Here is a 22,193-nt window from a genome sequence, read left to right on the forward strand (position 1 = left end):
GTAAAAGTTGTTTAAAAGTGTTTAAAATACATCGAACAAAAAGAAAAAAATCCAAGTCACTTACCGTGTCCCAAGACATGGTCAGACAATTGCAGTAACGCCTAACCGTGGTAGGACTATCCATGACAAAAAGAACTATAACCGTTATCCCTGGTGATGGGATTGGCCCAAGCATTATCGACTCAGCAATTAAGATCCTTGATAAAGCAGGTTGTGATTTCGAGTATGAATTTGCAGATGCAGGGTTAGCTGCTTTAGAAAAGCACGGTGAATTATTACCCCAGCGTACCCTTGAGCTTATCGAAAAAAACCGCATTACTCTTAAAGGCCCGTTGACGACTCCTGTCGGTGAAGGCTTCACCTCGATAAACGTTAGCCTACGTAAGCAATTCAGCCTCTACGCAAACGTACGCCCAGTATTGTCTTTTAAAGGCACACAGGCTCGTTATGACAATATCGATATCATCACAGTGCGTGAAAACACCGAAGGTATGTATTCAGGCCTAGGTCAAACAGTCTCAGAAGACGGTGCAACAGCTGAAGCGACCAGTATTATTACTCGTCAAGGCGCAGAGCAGATCACTACATTTGCCTATGAACTCGCCCGCAAAGAAGGCCGTAAGAAGGTCACTATCGTTCATAAAGCTAACATCATGAAGTCGACTTCAGGCCTGTTCTTAAAAGTCGCTCGTGAAGTCAGCCTGCGTTACCCTGACATCACAACTGAAGAGATGATCGTTGATGCGACCTGTATGAAGTTGGTGATGAACCCAGAAAACTTCGATGTGATTGTTACCACCAACCTATTTGGTGACATCTTATCAGATCTTTGTGCAGGCCTTGTAGGCGGTCTAGGTATGGCACCGGGTGCTAACATAGGTAGCGACGCGGCAATCTTTGAAGCGGTACACGGCAGTGCGCCAGATATCGCAGGTAAGAACCTAGCTAACCCAACATCTGTAGTGCTTGCATCGATTCAAATGCTTGAATACTTAGGTATGTCAGATAAAGCTGAGCTTATCCGCAGCGCGATTACCGCAGTGATTGAAGAAGGCGACCGCACCACACGCGATCTTGGTGGTACTCACGGAACAACTGATTTCACTCAAGCTGTGATTGAGCGTTTATCTTAATTCTCTTGAATCACTAAAAAGGCCCCATGCTTTCGCATGGGGCCTTTTTTATGTCTATTTATCGCAGATTTGCGCCAGGTTTACCAAGGTTGAGTCGGTCTCAAGCAAAGGTGAACAGTCACCTCATCACGGTCATGGTAAAGATGCTTAGCGGCAATAGAAAAATCATCGACACCATTTTCTTTTAGGATCTCTTCCATAGTCGCTAGAATGGTCGACACTTCTTTATAACGTGCTTTCATGGGCAGCTTTAGGTTGAAGATAGCTTCTTTAAACCAACCATTGATTGCCCAAGCTTCAATAAGCTCCGCCACGCGAGATGGCTTCTCAATCATGTCGCACACAAGCCAAGTGATGTTCTTTCTTGGCGGCTCGAATCTAAAACCATCGGCCTGGTAATGCTTTACCTGTCCTGTATCCATCAAGCCTTGATCCATTGGGCCGTTATCAACAGCCGCGACAAACATGCCACGCCTCACCAACTGATAAGTCCAGCCACCAGGACAAGCACCAAGATCCACGGCCTTCATACCACTGCTTAGACGCGTTTCTTGCTCTTCTTTAGGAATGAAGTGAATAAAAGCTTCATCAAGTTTTAAGGTCGAGCGACTCGGTGCGTCTGCTGCAATCTTAAGTCTTGGGATCCCCATGAAATAAGGTGAGCTGTTGTTACTCAAAGAGTAACCAACATATGCTTGGCCAGAGGCAACAAAACACACATGAATGATTGGGCGCTTAGGATTTTCTTTCTCAAGCAAGGTGCCTGATTTCTTCAGCGCTTGTCTAAGCGGCACAGTAAACTTACGACAGAAGTTAGATAACTCTTTCGCTTCGTTAGTATCTGGCGTTTCAACCCGCAGCTCACCCGCCTTGTTTACTTGTTCTAATGCTTCAACGATTGGGCCAATTCTATCTTGCTCTGGCAAACCTTTAAGCAACTCTTTTGCAGCAAACATCTGTCTGGCAAAAATGAGCGAGTCTAGACTGATATTTTTAGCTAAAACTTCAGCATCACCGGCTTGGAAGCACTGAAAAATCACATAAGCATCATTAGTATTGGTTTTTACAAATCCACCAATATCGAGCTCAGCTGCGCGCACTTGGATCTCTGCTGCGCAATCTTTCTCATAGCCAGCACGGCAAAATAAAAATAGGTTTATCATTGAATTTCCTGAAGATAAAAATAATATCAATCAAAGTACCTTGGTTTAAAATGGTACTGTCGCTTCAAAAGCATAGCGCTTAAAACAATTAGCGTTATTGAATAATTGATATAAAAAAGCGGCCAACAAAGTTGTTGCCCGCTATTTTACACTGTTCAAGCTTAGCTGGGTACTGTCTAAAATTTAATATTCAGCCCTAACCTTCCCCCTGCCCATAAGCAGCCTAATCAGCAAGCTTAATCTAATCGAGCTCTTTGACTCGGTTACGCCATACTGCAACAGCAATAAATAGCCAACCGAGTAGGAAGCACACTCCGCCCATAGGAGTCACGGGACCGGTCCACTTCGCACCGATTAACGCGTACAAATAGAGTGACCCTGAAAACAAAATCATGCCTGCAATAAAGAGATAGCCAGCCCAGTCGAGTAGTCGTGATTTGATCCAGTGGCCGGAGAAGGCCACCACAATCAAGGCAAATGTATGATAGAACTGATATTCGACGCCTAAGTTAAAGATAGCAATTAACTCAGGCGGAGCCACGTTCTTTAGTCCATGAGCCCCAAATGCCCCTAATGCTACAGCAATAAAACCACTCAATGCTGCTAGCAGCAAAAATCCATTACGCATCTAACCTCCGAAAACAGCCAAAGATAACCATAAATAGTCTTAACGGCTGTTCGATTAACGTTATTGTGACTGCTTAATAAACGCTTTGATAAGCGCGATTGCCTCGCCTAGGTTAGCCTCTAGTGTCGTGCCTGACGACTTTCTTGGCTTAAAACTATGATCGCCATCGGTTAACCAATGCAGTTGTACTTTGTTCATTACTGGCCAGGTTTCCACTAAGCCCTGATGACCAAACTTATCGCGCTCACCTTGGATCACCATCATCGGCGCCGTACACTTTTCAATTGGCTCTAATCTTGGCTCTCCACCGCTTAGAGGAATAAACGGATAACCTAAACAAATGACGCCATCGACACTGAGACTCTCGGCTAAAATTGCCGACATACGCCCGCCCATGGACTTACCCACTAAATAGACTTTCTTAGGCTTAAACTGCAGCCTTAAAATTGCTAACTGCAAGGCATAGTCAGCAATCAACTTAGGCGCCCTATCGGGTGGACGACGCTTGCCATCGATGGCATTGGCACGCATATAAGGAAAGTTAAAGCGAGCCACTGTGGCGCTAAAACTCAACCCCTTAGCCATTACTGACATAAAATCATGCTGCATATTGGCGCCAGCACCATGAGTCAGTACGATTAGGGTGTCAGCGTGACAGCTGAGCGTGTCTTTGCCGTTTGCACCATCAATCAGATACTGACTGGCATCGAAGCGTAAATCCTCGCTCTTGAGCGCGGCAACAGTTGCTGCCAACTCACCATCTAAATAGGCTTGCTTTAAGTTATCCTGTAAGCAACTCACTGCGGGTCTCCTCTTCAAACATGTCCAGCATCCACTCTCTAAAGGCTACCACTTTACCTATTTCAGCATGGTTTTGTTGACACACTAAGTAATATGCATTCTTACTGACTAAAACTTCAGGGAAAGGACAGACTAGACGGCCCGCTTTGATATCGGGTCTTGCAAGTACACTGTAGCCTAGCGCCACACCTTGACCGTGAGCGGCAGCTTGCAACACAAGAGAAGAATGACTAAATATTGGACCTTGGTTCACATTAATATCAGTAATTCCACATTGTCTAAACCAAGCCAACCAATCTTGGCGACTAGAGTCATGTAGCAAGGTGTGATTTCTAAGATCGCTTGGCTTTTCTAATGGCTTAGGACCATTGAGTAAAAGAGGTGAACAAACAGGAATAAGTACTTCGTTTCTTAACTTATCTGCACGCATTCCTTGCCAGTTACCCATGCCATAATAAATTGCCACGTCGACATCATCGGTAAGTGAGCCATCCTCGTCATCCACAGCTTTAATTCGCACATCAATCTCTGGGTTTTTCTCACTAAACTTAGCCAGTCGAGGTACCAACCACTGAATCGCAAAGCTAGGTGAGGTCGCGACTGTAAGCGAACCTATGGCACTTCTCGCTAATAATCTGTCTGTCGCATCGGCAAGTTGAGTGAAGATATCTTTTATATCGAGAAAGTAACTCTGACCTTCCTCGGTTAACAGCAATGATCGGTTCTTACGACGGAATAATTTTAATCCTAGATACTCTTCTAATGCTTTAATTTGATGACTCACTGCAGCCTGAGTAACAAACAATTCTTCAGCAGCCCGAGTGAAGCTTAAATGCCTAGCTGCTGCCTCAAATGCCTTCACTGCATTTAGGGGAGGTAATCGTCTTGCCATAGTGATCCAGATCCCGATTTTTAATTAGTTTTTCTAATGCCTATTGTTACATTTTATCGTTTGTAAAGGCCAGCCTTTTTGTACAGAATTTGCCCCAACGAAATGATACCAGTTGGACAGCCTCTACGACGTAATTGGGGAGTGTCTAACAACCCAAATTTAAGTCTGGAGACTAACACCAATGTTAAACCTAAAATCAGTATTTGTTATTGCTATGCTCAGCGCATCAGCATCGGTTAGCGCTGACGAAATTACAATCGACACCAAAGATATTGAAGCGACATTAACAGCTAACTTAGCAGAAAGCATGGAATTAATGCAGGCTCAGCTAACTTCTGAACTTGATACTATGCTAGTAACAGATGAACAGAAAAAGAACGAAGAAGCCACCGCTCAGGTGTTATTAGCCGACTAATATCGCTGCTAACTCTTCAACTTTTAAACCACCAACTTGGTGGTTTTTTTGTGCCTGTTTATTACTAGCCGCTTAAAATAGCGCTTCCGAAAATACAAAAAAGGCGACTAATTTAAAGTCGCCTTTGCCATACTTACGCTAATAAGCGCTCAGTAGCTCATATTAAGGGCGGTAAACCTTAACATTGGTGTAACCTTGCTCCTGCAGATAAAGCGCCTGCAGCTTACTCATGACGCCACGGTCGCAATAAAGCAGGTAGTTCTTCTCTTTATCTAGATCGGCAAACTGAGTCGCTAGCTTATAGAAAGGAATTGCCTTCACTTCAATACCATCAACTGCTAGTGGAGATTTCTCTTCCTCTTCTGGCGCACGGACGTCAATTATGATTTCGCCAGCACTGATCGCATCGACAGTTTCTGTTGAGGTAATTTTAGTATCCATCTGCGTTGCTATCTCCCTAATATCGATAATTTCAGCATCTGCAATCACGCGGTCGAGCAGATCTTCAGAAAACTTAGCTTCTTCGGCTTCAACTTTCGCTAATACCGCTTTAACCGTTGGCTTTTGGGAAATCACACCACAATACTCTGGAATTGATTTAGCAAAGTCTTCGGTACCGATTTGACGACTAAGGTTGATAATATCTTGCTTATCCATTGCAATCAAAGGACGTAAAATTAGCTGCTCTGTACAACGGTCAATCACGTTTAGATTCGTTAAAGTTTGGCTTGATACTTGACCCATAGCCTCCCCTGTAACTAACGCTTGAATACCCATTTTTTGTGCAACACGCGCTGCTGCACGCATCATCATACGTTTAAGTACCACGCCCATCTGGCCATTATCGACACGCTCTAGAATTTCTTGAACTACAGGATCGAACGGCACAGAGATAAACTTAACTTTATGTGACTCACCGTATTTTTGCCATAAATGATAAGCCACCTGCTTAACACCTATTTCGTGCTGGTCGCCACCTAAGTTAAAGAAGCAATAGTGGGTACGAGAGCCACGCTTAATAAACTGGTAACTCGACACACCAGAATCGAAACCACCAGAGATTAGCGACAACACATCTTCTTGAGTCGCCATAGGGAAACCACCTAGGCCTTCAATACGCTTATCGATAAGATAAAGATTGTCATTATCGATCTCTAGGTGCACTGTCATATCAGGATTTTTTAAACGAACACCTGCCGCCTCGGTAAATTGATTTAATCCACCGCCGACATAGCGCTCAACTTCAATCGAATTAAAGTCATGCTTACCCGCACGCTTTACACGTACACAAAATGTCTTACCGACTAATTGCTCTTTATAGGCAACTAAGGTTTGTTGGTAGATGTCATCGACAGAGGTAAAGGTGCTAACACTGACTTGTAATACATGGGCAATACCTGGAATACAGGCTAAACGCTCAGCAAATGCTTCAACCAGATCAGGCCTATCATCTGGCACCATCACCATGATCTTGTCCCACTGGCGCTGTACTTTCGCAGACTCATCGACTTTTTTAAGTACGTTACGAATGTTGGTCTCAAGCATCTTGGTAAAACGCATTCTTACCGGCTTGCTTTTCATCATGATTTCAGGAAACAGTTTTACGATAAATTTCATTGGTCTTCCGCGAGGGGGTAGTTTAAACAGCAATTCACCGATTATAACAAGATCGCGTAGCAATTGCGTATATCCAATCTCAGTTTGTCTCGACAAAACCGTAAATATTGGCTGATAAATAGTCCGCATAGGGTCTATTAAACCAAAACACGCAACAGAGTGGCCTCATATTGCGTGTTTTATATTGTCTATTTAAAGTGATAACTACTGGCTGACTTGGATCTCTTTCGACTCTTTAGCTTTGCCCTGCTCAATCGCAATTTCAACCCGACGATTTCGTGCGCGATTAGCACTGGAATTGTTTTCCACTAACGGATCCGATGATGCCATTCCCACCACTTTCATCCGTTTTGGCTCAAAGCCCTTCACCTTAATCAACTCATGACCAACGGCCACGGCTCGCTTGCTCGATAGATCCCAGTTAGAACTATATAACTCGTTAGAGATGTTCCAGTCATCGGTATGCCCAGAGACAGTGACAATACCTGGCACATCTTTAAGCAGCTCACCGACACGGCGTACCACAGGTTTGAACCTAGGTTGTAGGAAGCCCGATCCCGAAGCGAACGCGCCTTTTTCTCGAATGCGAATAATAATCTGTTGACCTAAGGACTCGATCTCGATTGCTCCATCGACGATCTCTTTATTGAGCTCCTGTGCCATCTTCTTCACCTGCTCGTTGATTTTATCTTGAGCAGAAGCTTGAGTCTTAGTGGACTGGGTATCCGATTGAGCAGCGTTTTCAGCCTTAGCTTCCGCCTCACTTTGCTCTACAGCTGTCGCCGAGGCCTGACCACCACGTTGTTCGCCGCGTTGCTGTTGAATGCCCCCAGCGCTTGAGTCTTCACCCTCTTGGAACTCGAGCATAGGTTCAGTCATTTCATTAGTTTGCTGATTGATAATCTCTATCGGCGTCGGCTCTGGTTTACCCGGCCTAAACTCTAGGGCTATCACAGAGGTGCCCTTTGGAATATCTTTCACTTCAACTTTATTCTGCACACCGAAGGCGTACTTCATCGAGCCGGCAATTTGCTTAAACTTCATCACGTCCATTTCTGAAAATGCCAGCAGCAAAACGAAGAAACACATCAACAGCGACATCAAATCCGCAAAAGTTGCCAACCAGAGCGGTGCGCCGGGTGGAGGACAATTACATTTGGCTTTTTTAGCCATCTGCTTACGCCCCTTCCAAGGTGTCTATTTTTCTCGTTTTTTCTGATAAGTAATTCTTGAGGAAGCCTTCAATAACCCGCGGGTTCTGACCATCTTGAATTGCCAAAACCGCATCCATGATCAAGTTACGGTTTAGCATTTCTTCATTCATTCTAAGGGATAATTTATCGGCAATCGGCAGTGCGACCATGTTAGCAACCACAGCGCCATATAATGTCGTTAACAGCGCAACCGCCATCGCAGGACCAATCGATTTAGGGTCATCCATATTAGACAACATTCCCACAAGGCCAATCAAAGTACCAATCATGCCCATGGCTGGCGCCACATCACCAATTGATTTGAAAATACCAATGCCCGTTCTATGGCGCTCTTCGGTTAGCGCGATGTCTTTTTCAAGCGCGTCACGCACCACATCACCATCGTGACCATCAACCAGCATATCAACCGCTTTTTGCATAAAGCTGTTACCGATCTCAGCCTCTTCTAAAGCTAAGAACCCCCCTTTACGCGCAGCATCGGCCATTGAGATAGATTGTTCGATAAGATCTTCTGGTTTGTCTAACTTGAAGATAAAAGCTTTGGCGGCAATCTTAGCTGAGCCTAAAAACTGTTTGAGGTTGTACTTCATCATAACCACAAACAAAGAACCGATTAAAACAATGAGAATCGAAGGCACGTTAATAAAAATGCCGATACCACCACTACTGACCATTGCCATGATAACGAAGGCAAATGCGCCAATAAGTCCTATCAGGGTTGCTAAATCCAAAACTGCTCCTCAATACCAATCAAAACACTGTCAACTCACAGCCTCGAATGCTAATAGCTACATAAATACAGAGAATAAAATTAGTAGCGACAATATTATGCCTTTGGTTCAACGGCAAGTGCCAAGTCGTGAAACACACCATTGGCAGCCATATTTTTAGCATATCAACATATATAACGACCAAAAAAAGGATCTCTTGAGTGATATTTCCGTTAAAATACGCCTTCATTTGCAGGAATACCTCTGAAGCTTGGCGACTGAATAGCTGATCTATACTCCGTTAGCTCACGTATAATTTACTCACTTTGCAGGTAAGTTTGATATTGAAAGCGTGCTTTTGCGCAAATAGTCAACGGCTTGATTTGACCCTTGTGCCCTGCTGATATACTTTGTGTACCGCTTATTTCTAGGAATGATCATCGTGGCAAAAAAACCAGAAAACCTCTCATTTGAAGATTCACTTTCCGAGCTAGAAAAAATCGTAACTGACTTAGAGCATGGCGATATCGCTCTCGATGACGCATTAAAGCAGTTCGAGCGCGGAATTAAGCTTGTGCGCAACAGCCAAAGCAAGTTAGAAAATGCTCAACAAAAAGTGGCCGTACTAATGCAAGAAGAGGGTGTCGACACTCTTAAACCTTATGATATTGAGGGTGAGTAATTGTTACTAGAGTCACTAAAGCTATACCAAGAGCGTATCAACCAGCAACTTGAGTTGCGTATCGACGCGCTTGCCGATATCGAACCACAATTAAAAGCAGCGATGAAGCATGGGGCCTTAATTGGCGGAAAACGCATTAGACCCTTTCTGGTTTATGCCGTCGGCGAGATGTTAGGCGTGAAGTTGTCAACCTTAGACTCTTGTGCTGCGGCTGTTGAGTGTATCCACGCCTACTCTCTGATCCATGATGATTTACCCGCCATGGATGACGATGAACTGCGCCGCGGGCAACCTACAGTCCATATTGCATTCGATGAAGCAACCGCTATATTAGCCGGTGATGCATTACAGGCTCTGGCCTTTGAAATCATCAGTGAGCCCATCGAAAACATCACTCCATCACAGAATTTAGCCATGGTTAGAGCCTTAGCCAGCGCCTCTGGGTATAGTGGCATGTGCGGTGGTCAAGCGATGGATTTAAGTGCCACCGATAAACAGATCGAACTCGCCACCTTAATACAGCTACACAAACTAAAAACCGGTGCGCTTATTCGTTGTGCGGTAGAGTTTGCCATCATAGCCGCGAAAATAGAGGGTAAAGAGCGTCAAGCTCTACTCGATTTTGCCGATGCTATTGGCCTAGCTTTCCAGGTACAAGACGACGTGCTCGATATCATCGCCAGCACCGAAGAGCTAGGAAAGCCACAAGGCTCAGACACAGATTCAAACAAAAGCACCTATCCAAAGTTGCTTGGTTTAGAAGGCGCTCAAGAAACTGCGGCAAGTTTGATTGAGGACGCACTATCAGCGCTGGCTAAATTACCATACAATAGCCAGTTAATTGCAGAATTCGCCCGTTACATCATTGAGCGAAGAGTTTAATAAAGAGACAAAGAATCTCGTATGAGTTTTGATATTTCTCAATTTCCTGTGCTAGCACAGGCTAATACCCCAGATGAGCTAAGACAGCTCCCTCAAGCCGTGTTGCCACAATTGGCAGATGAGCTTAGAGGTTTCCTATTGAAGTCTGTTGGTAAATCAAGCGGTCATTTTGCATCGGGTCTTGGCACGGTGGAACTGACAGTTGCGCTTCATTACGTGTATAACACGCCATTTGACAGATTAGTTTGGGACGTTGGTCACCAGGCTTATCCGCACAAAATTCTAACTGGTCGCCGTGAAAAGATGCACACCATTCGCCAAAAAGGTGGGGTGCACCCATTCCCATGGCGTGAAGAAAGTGAATACGACACCTTTAGTGTTGGTCACTCTGGTACGTCTATCAGTGCAGCTCTTGCTATGGCTGTTGCGGCAGAAAAAGAGCAAGCAGGCCGTAAAGTAGTTGCCGTCATTGGCGATGGCGCAATGACTGGCGGCATGGTGTTTGAAGCCATGAACCACGCTGGTGACTTGCATAACGACATGCTAGTGGTGCTAAACGATAACGAGATGTCTATCTCTGAAAACGTTGGTGCACTCAACAATCACCTTGCACAGCTAATGTCAGGCCGCTTCTATACCACTATCCGTGAAAGCAGTAAGAAAGTGCTTAAAGGTATGCCGGTCATCAAAGAGATGGCTAAGCGCACCGAAGAGCACCTAAAAGGCATGGTCGTTCCAGGTACTTTATTTGAAGAGCTTGGCTTTAACTACATTGGCCCAATTGACGGCCATGATGTTGATGCACTTGTTGAAACCATGCGTAATATGCGTAATTTAAGTGGCCCACAAGTGCTGCACATCATGACTAAAAAAGGTCGTGGTTATGAGCCTGCGGAAAAAGATCCTATCGGCTGGCATGCGGTACCAAAGTTTGATCCGTCAACCTTCGAGAAACCTGCGGCTAAGCCGACAGACCCTACCTTCTCTGAAGTATTTGGTAAGTGGTTATGTGATATTGCTGAAAAAGATGAAAAAGTCTTAGGTATTACGCCAGCCATGCGTGAAGGCTCAGGTATGGTTGAGTTCTCTCAACGTTTCCCTAAGCAGTACTTTGACGCAGCCATTGCCGAGCAACACGCGGTCACCTTAGGTGCTGGTTTTGCCTGTGAAGGCTATAAGCCTGTTGTGGCAATCTATTCAACCTTCCTGCAGCGTGGTTATGATCAAATGATCCACGACGTGGCTCTACAGAGACTACCAGTCCTGTTTGCTATCGATCGCGGTGGTATTGTTGGCGCAGATGGCCCGACTCATCAGGGTGCATTCGATTTAAGCTTTATGCGCACCGTGCCGAATATGGTGATCATGGCGCCATCCGATGAAAACGAATGTCGCCAGATGCTATATACAGGTTATTGCTACAACGACGGCCCAACCGCTGTGCGTTATCCACGTGGCAGCGCTACCGGTGCTAAGCAAGTCGAAACCATGACGGCGATGCCAATTGGTAAAGGCCAGATCAAACGTGAAGGTAAGAAGATTGCCATCCTTAACTTTGGTACCTTACTAGCAAGCAGTTTAACGGCTGCAGAAGCATTGGATGCCACCGTTGCCGATATGCGCTTTGTGAAGCCACTGGATGTTGAACTGGTTAAAGAGCTGGCTGAAAACCACGATGTATTAGTCACAGTGGAAGAGAACGCTATTATGGGCGGTGCGGGCTCTGGCGTACTTGAGCTATTGCAAACACTTAAGATGCCTAAACCGGTATTGCTAATTGGTTTGCCTGATGAGTTTATTAAGCACGGCGCACCAGATGAAATCATCAGTGAGCTAGGTTTAGATGCTGCTGGTATTCAAAAGCAGATCGAAGACTATATCGCCTGATACCAATCAATAAGCGTGTTTATGTCTTGAATCGGTGAGAAAATAGCTAAATAAAAAGGACTGCTTGGGCAGTCCTTTTTTAATGCTTGTTTTGCGCTAACAAGTTTTGTTAACGCAAATAAACAAACTCAATTAGCCTTGAGAAACCATTACCATTGCTGGGCGCAGTAGACGCTCATTCAATGTGTAGCCCTTCTGCATTACCATCATAACGGTGTTAGCCGGGAAATCTGTGCTTGGCTGCATACCAATAGCTTGGTGAAGTTCAGGGTTGAAGGTATCACCTTGTGGGTTAACTTGAACTAAACCAAACTTCTCAACTGTGCTGATAAAGCTCTTCGCTGTTAGTTCAACACCTTCGTAAATGGCTTTTGTCGCTTCAGCTTCTGCGTCGGTACCTTGCAGAGCGCGTTCCATATTATCTAATACGGGAAGCAATTCATTGATGAACTTCTCTAATGCGAACTTGTGTGCTTTTTCTACATCCATTGCCGAACGGCGACGAATATTATCCACTTCAGCTGCTGCGCGGATCACAGAATCTTTTTGTGCATCGACTTTAGCTTCAGCTTCTTGCAAAGCTTTCTCTAGCTCTTCAACGCGGAAGTTTGCTTGAGTAAGCTCATCCATCAAAGAGGCTTCATCAGTCGCTTCTGTACCGTTCTCGTTAAGCAATTCGCCTTCTACGATCTCTTCGACTTGGTTATCTTGTGCTTTATTTGTTTGGTTGCTCATTTTTGCTCCAGCTAAAAATGCTTTGTTTCTGCATGCTCTGGGCATATTATGGGGATCAAATTTAAGGTTTCAAGGCCTAAAGCTGGATCTAACATAATTTATGAGCAATACGTTTCACACAATTGGTCTAATTGGTAAACCTAACCATAAAGGTACGACTCAGACCCTAAAAAGGTTGCATCATTGGCTTAGCATGCAAGGCTATAAATTGTTAGTCGAAGAGCGAGTCGCCGGAGAACTTGGGCCACAAGCTCAATCTGTCGATCTATTAGAGATAGGTAAGCAGTGCGATTTAGCGATTGTCGTCGGTGGTGACGGTAATATGCTAGGTGCCGCCCGTGTGCTTGCACGATTCAATATCGGTGTTATTGGCGTTAACCGTGGCAATTTAGGCTTTTTAACCGATTTACCACCAGACTCTTTTGAAGAAGCATTATCAAAAGTACTCGATGGCGAGTTTGAAATAGAACAGCGTTTCTTACTCGAAGCCGAGGTACACCGTCATGGTGAATTAAAGTCTAGCAACACAGCGGTAAACGAAGCTGTACTTCATCCTGGCAAAATTGCTCATATGATCGAGTTTGAAGTCTATATCGACGACAAATTCATGTATAGCCAACGTGCCGACGGGATGATCATCTCAACACCTACTGGTTCGACAGCTTATTCACTGTCTGCGGGCGGCGCAATTTTAACACCGAACTTAGCTGCGATGATCTTAGTGCCTATGTTTCCGCATACGCTTTCCTGCAGGCCGATCGTTGTCGATGCTGCCAGCATCATCAAGTTAGTCGTATCACCGCATAACGCCGATAATCTAGAGGTCAGTTGTGATGGCCACGTCCATCTGTCAGTCTTACCTGGTGATGAGATCATTATCAAACGTAGTGATGAGACCTTAAGACTTGTCCACCCTAAAGGACACAACTATTTTCACGTTTTGCGTACCAAGCTCGGCTGGGGAAGCAAACTATTCTAGTAATCCCATCATGCCGATATGCCCTGCTTTAAATGGCTATCGGCATCATATCAACAAGTCCTCAGCTCCTTTTTACTCGTAACTTTCATTACTTCGCTGTTAATAAATTACAGCTTTCACTCCATCTTAATCCAAGCTGTATATATTGAAGCTATGCTCAACAAATAACTAAGCCAAGTAAAAACATTAACTTAAATTAACAATGACTCCCAAACACAAAAGAACAAGTTCCGAAATGTGACACAAGCGACATTTCCAACTAACTTCAAAGCTCTTATTCAGTATCAATCAAGAAATTTAACGATCAATTCAAGCCAAAATGACCTTGATTTAATACCTTATACAAGCCAAAGTGCAGTTCCTTTCGATAAAATCGTGATGCACAGGCAACAGTAACAGGTTTTCACGTGATCAAGATCACAACACCGAAAAGCATGAAACCGTGACACCTCTCACCAATGGCATTATCAACCACAATTAGGCTGCAGTATGATCCAGATCATATTCGCTAATCCCTAATTCACGTTTAGTACGCACTGTTTCCATCATAACTAGAAATGAACCGATGGTTTTGGCAGCAAAAATTGCAGTTAGCCACTCAAACTTAATAATTTGAAGTAGAAATTGAAGTTAAAAACCCCAACATATCGAGGCAAGCATGACCTTTATTCAACTACTCGCAAGCTTAACGCCGATAATTAGCGTAATGCTGTTTTTAGTCCTACTGCGGATGCCAGCATCAAGAGCAATGCCTATTTCTATGGTGTTCACCGGACTTGCAGCAGTATTCATTTGGAAAATGGACACCACTTTTCTTGCCGCTTCGGTGGTCGAAGGCTTGTTATCAGCATTAACTCCGCTGACTATTATTTTTGGCGCGGTATTCTTGTTAAACACGCTTAAGTATTCTGGCGCTATGGATACCATTCGCGCAGGATTTACCAATATTAGCGGTGATGCTCGCGTACAGGTCATCATCATCTGCTGGTTGTTTGGCTCGTTCATCGAAGGCTCAGCAGGTTTTGGTACGCCTGCAGCTATTGGTGCACCTCTGCTTGTCTTACTGGGTATTCCTCCGATTGCTGCAGCAGTGGTTGCCTTGATTGCTGATTCTACCTCGGTCTCATTTGGTGCTATCGGTCTGCCAGTTCTGTTTGGTATGGAACAAGGGCTCACACAGGGTGGCAGCAATATGGCAGCAGAGCAAATTGCTCAACATGGCGGTAGTTTTGCCGACTACGCGCAGTTTATTGCTATGCACATGATCACTATCGATTTAATCACTGGCACACTTATTCCATTGACAATGGTGGCGATCCTAACAGGCTTCTTTGGCCGTAATAAATCCTTTAAAGAAGGCTTAGCCATTTGGAAGTTTGCCCTATTTGCCGGCCTTGCTTTCACCGTACCGGCTTGGTTAATCAACTACTTTGCGGGCCCCGAATTCCCATCGGTTATTGGTGCATTAGTCGGTATGGCTTTGGTTATCCCTGTGGCAAAAAAAGGTTACCTATTACCAAAAGAGCAATGGAATGATTTTGCGGAAAATGACGGTCAAGAGCGCCAAGAACTGGACACTGAGGTCAAGTTCTCTCAACTTGCAGCTTGGTCTCCATACTTAATTATGGCTGCGTTACTGGTACTTTCACGTACTGTTGCGCCACTAAAAGCCTGGTTATCTAGCTTTAACATCAGTTGGACAGGCTTACTTGGCACAGAGCTAAAAGCTGGCTTTGCCACGCTTTACGCACCCGGCGCCTTCTTCGTCTTAGTCTGTATCTTAGGTTTCTTCCTGTTCAGAATGAAGTCTCCTGCAATAAAAGAGTCTATCTCTGTCTCTTGTAAGTCTATGGTGCCGACGATTATCTCTCTAGGCGCTTCAGTACCTATGGTAAAAATATTCCTTAACTCAGGTGAAAACGCCTCGGGTCTTGCTTCTATGCCAGTGGCACTTGCCGATACGCTAGCCAATAGCATGGGAGCGGTATGGTCTTGGGTATCACCGATTGTCGGTATTTTTGGTGCCTTCTTATCAGGTTCTGCGACATTCTCGAACATGATGTTCTCGGGACTACAATACAGTGTTGCCGACAATATCGGTGCTAACCATGCACTTATTTTAGCCATGCAAGGTATTGGCGCGAACGCCGGTAACATGATGTGTGTAATGAACGTGGTTGCAGCCGCAACTGTTGTTGGCATGGCAGGCCGAGAGTCAGAGATTATCCGTAAAACCATGCCAGTTGCACTAGGCTATGCTTTAGTTGCTGGCACTATCGCGGCAGTTTGGGGGGGATTCTAAGCCCTTCTTTAAGTCCTCCTTTAAGCCCTTATTTAAATAGGGCTTAAAACAAAATCTATAAAAATAATAATATCGGAAAGCCGTTGCTACAGCGGCGGCTTTATCCACTTTAAAATAAGTGTGTGAGATAAAATTAATGTCAATTAATTATGAAGCTGTATTAAGAGATCTGCGTAAGCAAGTGGGTGAAGACGCCGCAACAAACGATCCTGTTCGCCGTTTTGCTTGGTCAACCGATGCCAGTTACTTTCGTATCGTGCCAGAAATTGTGGTGCATGCCGATACCTTGGAACAAGCTAAACGAACCCTTGCGATAGCCCGTACTTATGGCGCGCCAGTCACCTTTAGAGCCGCAGGTACCAGTCTTTCAGGCCAAGCCATCGGCGAAGGTATTTTGCTTATATTGGGTCATGATGGCTTTAGAACATTATCTGTTAGTGAAGATGCATCGAAGATCACTTTAGGTACCGCCGTCATTGGCGCCGACGCCAACGCAGTATTAAAGCCTTTGAACAAAAAAATAGGCCCAGATCCAGCCACACTAGCATCGGCCAAAATTGGCGGCATAGTGTCTAACAACGCCTCAGGTATGTGTTGCGGGACAGCGCAGAATAGCTACCAAACAATTGCATCGGCCAAACTTTTATTTGCAGATGGCACTGAGCTCGATACGGGTTGTGAAACATCAAAAGCTGCATTTGCACTATCTCATCCTCAGCTATTGAAAGAACTGAGTGAACTTGCAGCGCTGACCGTCAACAACACCACGCTTGCAGCTAGAATTCGTAAAAAGTTCTCCATCAAAAACACCACAGGTTACAGCCTAAATGCCTTAGTTGATTTTGCCGAACCGTTCGAGCTCATTAATCACCTGATTGTGGGTGCGGAAGGTACGTTAGCGTTTGTTGAGGAGGTGACTTATCACACTGTTGATGAAGCCCGCTTTAAAGCCTCTGCCATGGCGGTATTTTTTAATATGGAAGATGCGGCACGTGCGATCCCACCATTGGTGGGCGACAGTGTAGCCGCTGCAGAGTTACTTGATTGGGCCTCAATCAAGGCGATCACTGGTAAAGCGGGTATGCCATTATGGCTTGCAGAGCTGCCTGAAGGCGCCTGTATCTTATTAATTGAATCTCGCGCTAATGACAAGGCGACACTCGAAAATTACACTAAAGAAGTTATCGCTAAGCTGACTCACATTGAAACCGAGCGCCCAATCACTTTCAGTGATGATCCAGCGGTATTTGGCCAATATTGGGCAATGCGTTCAGCGCTATTTCCTATTATTGGTGGCGAGCGCCCTAAAGGTACGTCAGTCATTATTGAAGATGTGGCCTTTGAGCTTGAACATTTAGCGGCTGCTGCAAAAGACCTTACCCAGCTATTCCACAAGCATCACTATCCTGAAGGAGTGATCTATGGACACGCACTCGCAGGTAACTTCCACTTCATCATCACCCCAACATTCAATACTCAAGCCGATATAGAACGCTTCCACGCATTTATGCAAGATGTCGCCGAGATGGTGATAAATAAATACGACGGCTCGATGAAAGCTGAGCACGGCACAGGCCGCGCGGTCGCCCCCTTTGTTGAGATGGAATGGGGCAGCGATGCTTATACCTTGATGAAGCGTATCAAACAGATTTTTGACCCTGAAGGACTTTTAAATCCAGGCGTAATTCTGAACGATGATAATCAAGTTCACGTTAAAAATATCAAACCTTGCCCTGTGGTCGATGACTTAGTCGATAAATGTATCGAGTGCGGCTTCTGTGAAAAGACCTGCCCGACATCGGCGCTAAATATGTCACCGCGTCAACGTATCGCAACCCTGCGCGAAATTGAACGCCTTGAGCAGTCTGGCGATAAACAAGCCGCCAGCGAAATGCGCGCAGCAGCAAAATACGATGTAGTTGATACCTGTGCCGCCTGTCAGCTTTGCACCATTGCCTGTCCAGTCGATAACAGCATGGGCGAACTGGTGCGTAAACTCAGATCGCCTTACATCAGTACAACTGAACAGAAGGTACTCGACTTTCAAGCCAAACACTTTGGTGCAGTCAATCAGGTGATCAGCACAGGTTTTGATGTGTTAGGCACAATTCACAAGATCACTGGCAGCGCCGTCACTGGTGCCATCATGAAGGCGGGTCGCGTCGTCAGCAAAGAAGTCCCTTATTGGAACCCTGACTTTCCAAAAGGCGGTAAACTTCCTAAACTGGCAGCGCCTATTCCGGGCCAAGAAACTGTGATTTACTTCCCAGCCTGTGGTGGTCGAACTTTTGGCCCAACTCCAAAAGATCCCGATAACCGTACCTTGCCAGAAGTGGTTGTCACTCTACTTGAGCGCAGCGGTTACAATGTTATCACTCCTGAAAAGACTCGCGAGCTATGCTGTGGTCAAATGTGGGAATCTAAAGGTGACTTTAAGAACGCCGATGCAAAGCGTAAAGAATTGATTGAAGCTGTTGCAGCCATGACCCAAGACGGCAAGCTGCCAGTAATTATCGATGCACTATCTTGTACTTATCGAACCCTTGCTGGCGACAAATCGTTGACAGACAAAGTCGACATTGTTGATATGGTCGACTTTATCCATGACAAACTGCTCGATAAACTCACCATCAACCGTAAGAAACCAGCGGTTGCGCTGCACTTAGGTTGTAGTGCACGCAAGATGAAAATCGAGTCTAAGATGGAAGCGATTGTTGATGCTTGTACTGCACAAATTGTTCGTCCAGCGGGGATCGATTGCTGTGGTTATGCTGGCGAAAAAGGTTTGTACAAACCAGAGATCAACGCCAGTGCACTACGTAACATTAAGAAACTTATTCCAGTTGATGTTAACGAAGGTTACTACGCTAACCGTATGTGTGAAGTGGGTCTAACTCAGCATAGCGGCATCTCTTATCGTCACCTTGCCTATCTATTAGAAGAGTGTACCCGTTAAGCCATTGTCGGTTTAAACAGGTATGTGCATAAGCATGCCCTTGTTCGAGTAATTGCAAGCCATTAGGGGCTATTTAAGCCCCTAATTTATCTCCCTGTCATGACGGCAAGCTCCTAGCCCCCAACAACCACTTTTAGCAACAGCAAGTTCAACTCTTAGATATAAACCACAAATTTTCCATATTATACAACCACCTAGATTATTTTCACTTTTGCAAAAATGGTCAATCTTATTTACTAAATTAGCACTACTTTTTACAGGGGTATCGGCCTATATTTAATGAGTGAATAAATATAAGCGAATGGCCATTAAAGATTAAGCTTGCTTGTTGAGTAGGCTTTTTTGTGGCTACTTTTTACGGTTAAAAGTCGCTAACTATGTCTGTAAAATAGAAGAGAAACTACAATGAAGATAGCTCTATTCATTCCTTGTCTAGTGAATCAGATGGTGCCTGAAGTGGGAATTGCCACCTTAGAATTATTAGAAAAACTCGGACACCAAGTCATACTGCCTCAAGGCCAAACCTGCTGTGGCCAGCCAATGACCAACTCAGGTTGTTATAACGAAGCCAAGAAAACAACCATGAAACTACTCAATGCCTTCAAAGGTGTCGAGTGTGATGCCATTGTGTGCCCTGCTGCTTCATGCCTGGTTGCTGCAAAAGAGAACTTCCATGAGTTTGATTCGAGCCCAGAAGCTCAAGCCGTAATCGACAAGTTGTATGAGCTCACCGAGTTTCTTCATGACGTCTCTCCTATTCCAGCATTTAGCAAACCGTTTCCACACAAGATCAGCCTACAGATGAGCTGTCATGGCATTCGTATGCTTGATTTAGCGACTCCAAGCGAACAAATGGGCCCGCGCATGAACAAGTTCGAAGCCGTGCTTGCTGCAATTCCCCAAATTGAGATTGTCTATCCAGACAGGCGCGATGAGTGCTGTGGTTTTGGTGGGACCTTTGCCCTAGATGAAGGCGCGGTATCGGCCAAAATGGGGAAAGATAAGGCGCAAGCTCATGCAGAAACAGGCGCCGCTTACGCCGTTGGTTTCGATCCATCATGCTTACTACATATCGATGGAATGGTCAGACGGCAAAAGCTGCCGATTGAGACTCGCCACATAGCTCAAATAATCAACGCAGCGCTTTAGGAGAAGATATGTCGACTTCAACATCAGCTACTCATGCCCATAAAGCGGAGATTTTTTGTAAAGATGAATCTCGCGTCGATTGGCACTCAAAAGCTCTGTGGATGCTACGTGAAAAGCGAGACAGAGCGGCGGGAAGCTTGCCAGAGTGGGAACAGCTTCGCCAAATTGGTTCAGAAATGAAACTTCATACTCTGACCCACTTAGGTCAGTATTTAGAAGAGTTTGAACAAAACTGCCTTAAAAACAACATAAAAGTACACTGGGCCAAAGATGGCGCAGAACACAACCGTATCGTGCATGGCATTTTAGCTAACCATGACGTTAAAAAATTAGTAAAGTCTAAGTCTATGCTCACCGAAGAATGCCATATGAATCCTTATCTAGAGGAACGTGGCATTGAGGTGATTGATACCGACTTAGGCGAACGTATTATTCAGCTCGCTGGACAGCCACCATCACACATTGTGGTGCCTGCAATTCACCTGAAAAAAGAGGAAGTGGGCGATCTCTTCCACGACAAGCTCGGCACAGATGCTGGCGCATCTGATCCACTTTACTTAACCCGCGCCGCCCGTGCGCATCTTCGTGAGCAATTTTTGTCTGCCGATGCTGCTATGACTGGGGTTAACATGGCAATTGCAGATAAAGGCGCCGTCGTAGTGTGTACCAACGAAGGTAATGCCGATATGGGCGCCAACTTACCTAAGTTGCAATTGCACTCAATGGGCATAGACAAGATAGTGCCCAATATCGATAGTGCCGCAGTCTTGCTGCGTACTCTGGCAAGAAATGCCACCGGCCAGCCTATCACCACATATAGTTCTTTTTATCGCGGCCCACAAGATGGCGGCGAGATGCATGTCATTATTGTCGATAACGGCCGTACAGACATGTTAAAAGACAAAATCTTAGCCGAATCACTTAAGTGTATTCGCTGTGGTGGCTGCCTGAATACTTGTCCGGTATATCGCCGCTCAGGGGGGTATAGCTACAACTATACCATTCCAGGCCCTATTGGTATCGCGGTGGGGTCGCAAAGCGATGATACAAACTCAATTCCTTGGGCATGTACCTTATGTGGTAGCTGCTCTTATGTGTGCCCAACTAAAGTGCCACTGGATAAGATCATCCACCATCATCGCCGTTTAAAAGCCAAGGCGGGAAAACTTCCTTACGGCAAATCCAGCTATATGCCGCTAGTAGGCAAATTTATGGCCAGTGAAACGGCACTTAACTGCTCGATGAGCGTGGCTCGTACTGCACTTAAGATTTTACCGGGTAGCCTATTAAAGCCATTCTCAGGCGCTTGGGGGAAATACCGCGAGTTACCAGTGGCACCAGACTCAAGCTTCGAAGCTTGGTTTAAGAAGAACAGAGGGTAAAAACATGTCTAGCAAACTCGACATTCTTAACGCACTGAAAAGCGCCGCTATTGCGCCTCAAGCCATGCCTGTCATCAATATTTCACCGCGAATTGATGATTTAGTCGGTCAGTTTGAAGCCAGCCTTAATACGGTTGCCGGTACCTTGCACCGTGAAGGTGGCTTAGCCAAACTGCAAGTGCAGGTTGATGAACATATTGCTCAGGGGATGCAAATCATCTCTATGGTTGACGGTGTTAAAGGTAATCGCGAAGTGACCGATACCGCCCACCAGCTAAGAGATATCGATTACGCAGTGATCCCAGGAGACTTAGGCGTGGCCGAGAATGGCGCGATTTGGGTTAATAATAAAAATCTTGGCCACCGAGTCACCCCTTTTATCTGTGAAAATCTATTCTTAGTATTAGATACGAATACAATTGTCGCTAACATGCATCAGGCTGCCAGTAAAATAACCTTAGATTCTGGTGAGTTTGGTACGTTTATCGCAGGTCCATCAAAGACAGCCGATATTGAACAAGCACTGGTTGTTGGTGCTCATGGCGCCTGTAGCCTTAACGTCTACTTAGTTTAATCAATATTAAACTGGTCCGAAAAAGCCCTAATTGCTATTAGGGCTTTGTTCAGCTATTTCAGAACACGGTATACGCACTGATGAGAATTACA

19 protein-coding genes are annotated in these 22,193 nt (G+C 45.1%); 11 read left to right on the forward strand and 8 right to left on the reverse strand.

Translation table 11 applies throughout. The features are described 5' to 3' along the window. Positions 1–122 precede the first annotated feature (122 nt). Complete coding sequence (locus Q1A86_RS04800) at positions 123–1,133, forward strand: isocitrate dehydrogenase (protein WP_299803514.1); 1,011 nt, start codon at positions 123–125, stop codon at positions 1,131–1,133. An 80-nt stretch (positions 1,134–1,213) separates the two neighbouring features. Here the strand turns inward: Q1A86_RS04800 and rlmM are convergent, their stop codons facing one another. The 4 genes from rlmM to Q1A86_RS04820 all read right to left on the reverse strand — a co-directional run bounded on the left by rlmM (position 1,214) and on the right by Q1A86_RS04820 (position 4,617). Next, positions 1,214–2,296 (reverse strand): 23S rRNA (cytidine(2498)-2'-O)-methyltransferase RlmM, encoded by a 1,083-nt coding sequence (rlmM, locus tag Q1A86_RS04805; protein ID WP_299803516.1) that lies wholly within the window; start codon positions 2,294–2,296, stop codon positions 1,214–1,216. A 241-nt stretch (positions 2,297–2,537) separates the two neighbouring features. Then, complete coding sequence (locus Q1A86_RS04810; protein ID WP_299803518.1) at positions 2,538–2,924, reverse strand: DUF423 domain-containing protein; 387 nt, start codon at positions 2,922–2,924, stop codon at positions 2,538–2,540. 60 nt (positions 2,925–2,984) lie between these two features. Next, positions 2,985–3,617: an alpha/beta fold hydrolase gene (locus tag Q1A86_RS04815; protein WP_299803922.1), complete on the reverse strand. Its 633-nt coding sequence runs from the start codon at positions 3,615–3,617 to the stop codon at positions 2,985–2,987. An 88-nt stretch (positions 3,618–3,705) separates the two neighbouring features. Next, complete coding sequence (locus Q1A86_RS04820) at positions 3,706–4,617, reverse strand: transcriptional regulator GcvA (RefSeq protein ID WP_220761844.1); 912 nt, start codon at positions 4,615–4,617, stop codon at positions 3,706–3,708. A gap of 181 nt (positions 4,618–4,798) precedes the next feature. On the opposite strand from Q1A86_RS04820, the gene Q1A86_RS04825 reads away from it, so the two are divergent. Further along, positions 4,799–5,032, forward strand: a complete 234-nt coding sequence (locus Q1A86_RS04825) for a hypothetical protein (RefSeq protein WP_299803521.1) — start codon at positions 4,799–4,801, stop codon at positions 5,030–5,032. A gap of 162 nt (positions 5,033–5,194) precedes the next feature. Here Q1A86_RS04825 and thiI read toward each other — a convergent pair whose 3' ends face one another. The 3 genes from thiI to pomA all read right to left on the reverse strand — a co-directional run bounded on the left by thiI (position 5,195) and on the right by pomA (position 8,594). Next, a complete protein-coding gene (gene thiI / locus Q1A86_RS04830) occupies positions 5,195–6,649 on the reverse strand; it encodes a tRNA uracil 4-sulfurtransferase ThiI (RefSeq protein ID WP_299803523.1) in 1,455 nt (484 codons plus the stop codon). Positions 6,650–6,853: 204 nt separating this feature from the next. After that, complete coding sequence (locus Q1A86_RS04835) at positions 6,854–7,822, reverse strand: flagellar motor protein MotB (protein WP_299803526.1); 969 nt, start codon at positions 7,820–7,822, stop codon at positions 6,854–6,856. A 4-nt stretch (positions 7,823–7,826) separates the two neighbouring features. Further along, positions 7,827–8,594: a flagellar motor protein PomA gene (pomA, locus tag Q1A86_RS04840; protein ID WP_299803528.1), complete on the reverse strand. Its 768-nt coding sequence runs from the start codon at positions 8,592–8,594 to the stop codon at positions 7,827–7,829. A 421-nt stretch (positions 8,595–9,015) separates the two neighbouring features. Here pomA and xseB point away from each other — a divergent pair, with 421 nt between their 5' ends. The 3 genes from xseB to dxs are packed head-to-tail and all read left to right on the forward strand — an operon-like array spanning position 9,016 to position 12,024. Further along, positions 9,016–9,255, forward strand: coding sequence for an exodeoxyribonuclease VII small subunit (gene xseB, locus Q1A86_RS04845; RefSeq protein ID WP_190273609.1), 240 nt, complete (start codon positions 9,016–9,018; stop codon positions 9,253–9,255). Further along, positions 9,256–10,137, forward strand: coding sequence for a (2E,6E)-farnesyl diphosphate synthase (gene ispA, locus Q1A86_RS04850; protein ID WP_299803532.1), 882 nt, complete (start codon positions 9,256–9,258; stop codon positions 10,135–10,137). A 21-nt stretch (positions 10,138–10,158) separates the two neighbouring features. Next, on the forward strand, positions 10,159–12,024 hold the full coding sequence (dxs, locus tag Q1A86_RS04855; RefSeq protein ID WP_299803534.1) for a 1-deoxy-D-xylulose-5-phosphate synthase: 1,866 nt from the start codon (positions 10,159–10,161) through the stop codon (positions 12,022–12,024). Between the two features lie 132 nt (positions 12,025–12,156). Here dxs and grpE read toward each other — a convergent pair whose 3' ends face one another. Next, positions 12,157–12,759 carry a nucleotide exchange factor GrpE gene (grpE, locus tag Q1A86_RS04860; RefSeq protein WP_299803536.1) on the reverse strand — a complete coding sequence of 201 codons (603 nt, stop codon included), beginning with the start codon at positions 12,757–12,759 and terminating at the stop codon, positions 12,157–12,159. Positions 12,760–12,859: 100 nt separating this feature from the next. Between grpE and nadK the strand changes: the two genes are divergently transcribed. The 6 genes from nadK (at position 12,860) to Q1A86_RS04890 (ending at position 22,101) form a co-directional block, all read left to right on the forward strand. After that, the gene (gene nadK, locus Q1A86_RS04865; protein WP_299803538.1) at positions 12,860–13,738 is read left to right on the forward strand and encodes an NAD(+) kinase; all 879 of its coding nucleotides are present in this window, start codon (positions 12,860–12,862) and stop codon (positions 13,736–13,738) included. Between the two features lie 658 nt (positions 13,739–14,396). Next, on the forward strand, positions 14,397–16,040 hold the full coding sequence (locus Q1A86_RS04870) for an L-lactate permease (protein WP_299803540.1): 1,644 nt from the start codon (positions 14,397–14,399) through the stop codon (positions 16,038–16,040). A gap of 136 nt (positions 16,041–16,176) precedes the next feature. Next, positions 16,177–18,996, forward strand: coding sequence for an FAD-binding and (Fe-S)-binding domain-containing protein (locus tag Q1A86_RS04875; RefSeq protein ID WP_299803542.1), 2,820 nt, complete (start codon positions 16,177–16,179; stop codon positions 18,994–18,996). 405 nt (positions 18,997–19,401) lie between these two features. Beyond that, complete coding sequence (locus Q1A86_RS04880; protein WP_299803544.1) at positions 19,402–20,145, forward strand: (Fe-S)-binding protein; 744 nt, start codon at positions 19,402–19,404, stop codon at positions 20,143–20,145. A gap of 8 nt (positions 20,146–20,153) precedes the next feature. After that, on the forward strand, positions 20,154–21,527 hold the full coding sequence (locus Q1A86_RS04885; protein ID WP_299803546.1) for a lactate utilization protein B: 1,374 nt from the start codon (positions 20,154–20,156) through the stop codon (positions 21,525–21,527). A gap of 4 nt (positions 21,528–21,531) precedes the next feature. Then, on the forward strand, positions 21,532–22,101 hold the full coding sequence (locus Q1A86_RS04890) for an LUD domain-containing protein (RefSeq protein WP_299803548.1): 570 nt from the start codon (positions 21,532–21,534) through the stop codon (positions 22,099–22,101). Positions 22,102–22,193: the final 92 nt, after the last annotated feature.

Source organism: uncultured Shewanella sp. (assembly GCF_947497935.1).
GTDB lineage: Bacteria > Pseudomonadota > Gammaproteobacteria > Enterobacterales > Shewanellaceae > Shewanella.

Bases quoted from the DNA above. Each gene is read 5' to 3' on its own strand.
- Q1A86_RS04800 (WP_299803514.1), top strand. From the start codon at position 123: ATGACAAAAAGAACTATAACCGTTATCCCTGGTGATGGGATTGGCCCA.
- rlmM (WP_299803516.1), bottom strand. From the start codon at position 2,296: ATGATAAACCTATTTTTATTTTGCCGTGCTGGCTATGAGAAAGATTGC.
- Q1A86_RS04810 (WP_299803518.1), bottom strand. From the start codon at position 2,924: ATGCGTAATGGATTTTTGCTGCTAGCAGCATTGAGTGGTTTTATTGCT.
- Q1A86_RS04820 (WP_220761844.1), bottom strand. From the start codon at position 4,617: ATGGCAAGACGATTACCTCCCCTAAATGCAGTGAAGGCATTTGAGGCA.
- Q1A86_RS04825 (WP_299803521.1), top strand. From the start codon at position 4,799: ATGTTAAACCTAAAATCAGTATTTGTTATTGCTATGCTCAGCGCATCA.
- thiI (WP_299803523.1), bottom strand. From the start codon at position 6,649: ATGAAATTTATCGTAAAACTGTTTCCTGAAATCATGATGAAAAGCAAG.
- Q1A86_RS04835 (WP_299803526.1), bottom strand. From the start codon at position 7,822: ATGGCTAAAAAAGCCAAATGTAATTGTCCTCCACCCGGCGCACCGCTC.
- dxs (WP_299803534.1), top strand. From the start codon at position 10,159: ATGAGTTTTGATATTTCTCAATTTCCTGTGCTAGCACAGGCTAATACC.
- grpE (WP_299803536.1), bottom strand. From the start codon at position 12,759: ATGAGCAACCAAACAAATAAAGCACAAGATAACCAAGTCGAAGAGATC.
- nadK (WP_299803538.1), top strand. From the start codon at position 12,860: ATGAGCAATACGTTTCACACAATTGGTCTAATTGGTAAACCTAACCAT.
- Q1A86_RS04870 (WP_299803540.1), top strand. From the start codon at position 14,397: ATGACCTTTATTCAACTACTCGCAAGCTTAACGCCGATAATTAGCGTA.
- Q1A86_RS04875 (WP_299803542.1), top strand. From the start codon at position 16,177: ATGTCAATTAATTATGAAGCTGTATTAAGAGATCTGCGTAAGCAAGTG.
- Q1A86_RS04880 (WP_299803544.1), top strand. From the start codon at position 19,402: ATGAAGATAGCTCTATTCATTCCTTGTCTAGTGAATCAGATGGTGCCT.
- Q1A86_RS04885 (WP_299803546.1), top strand. From the start codon at position 20,154: ATGTCGACTTCAACATCAGCTACTCATGCCCATAAAGCGGAGATTTTT.
- Q1A86_RS04890 (WP_299803548.1), top strand. From the start codon at position 21,532: ATGTCTAGCAAACTCGACATTCTTAACGCACTGAAAAGCGCCGCTATT.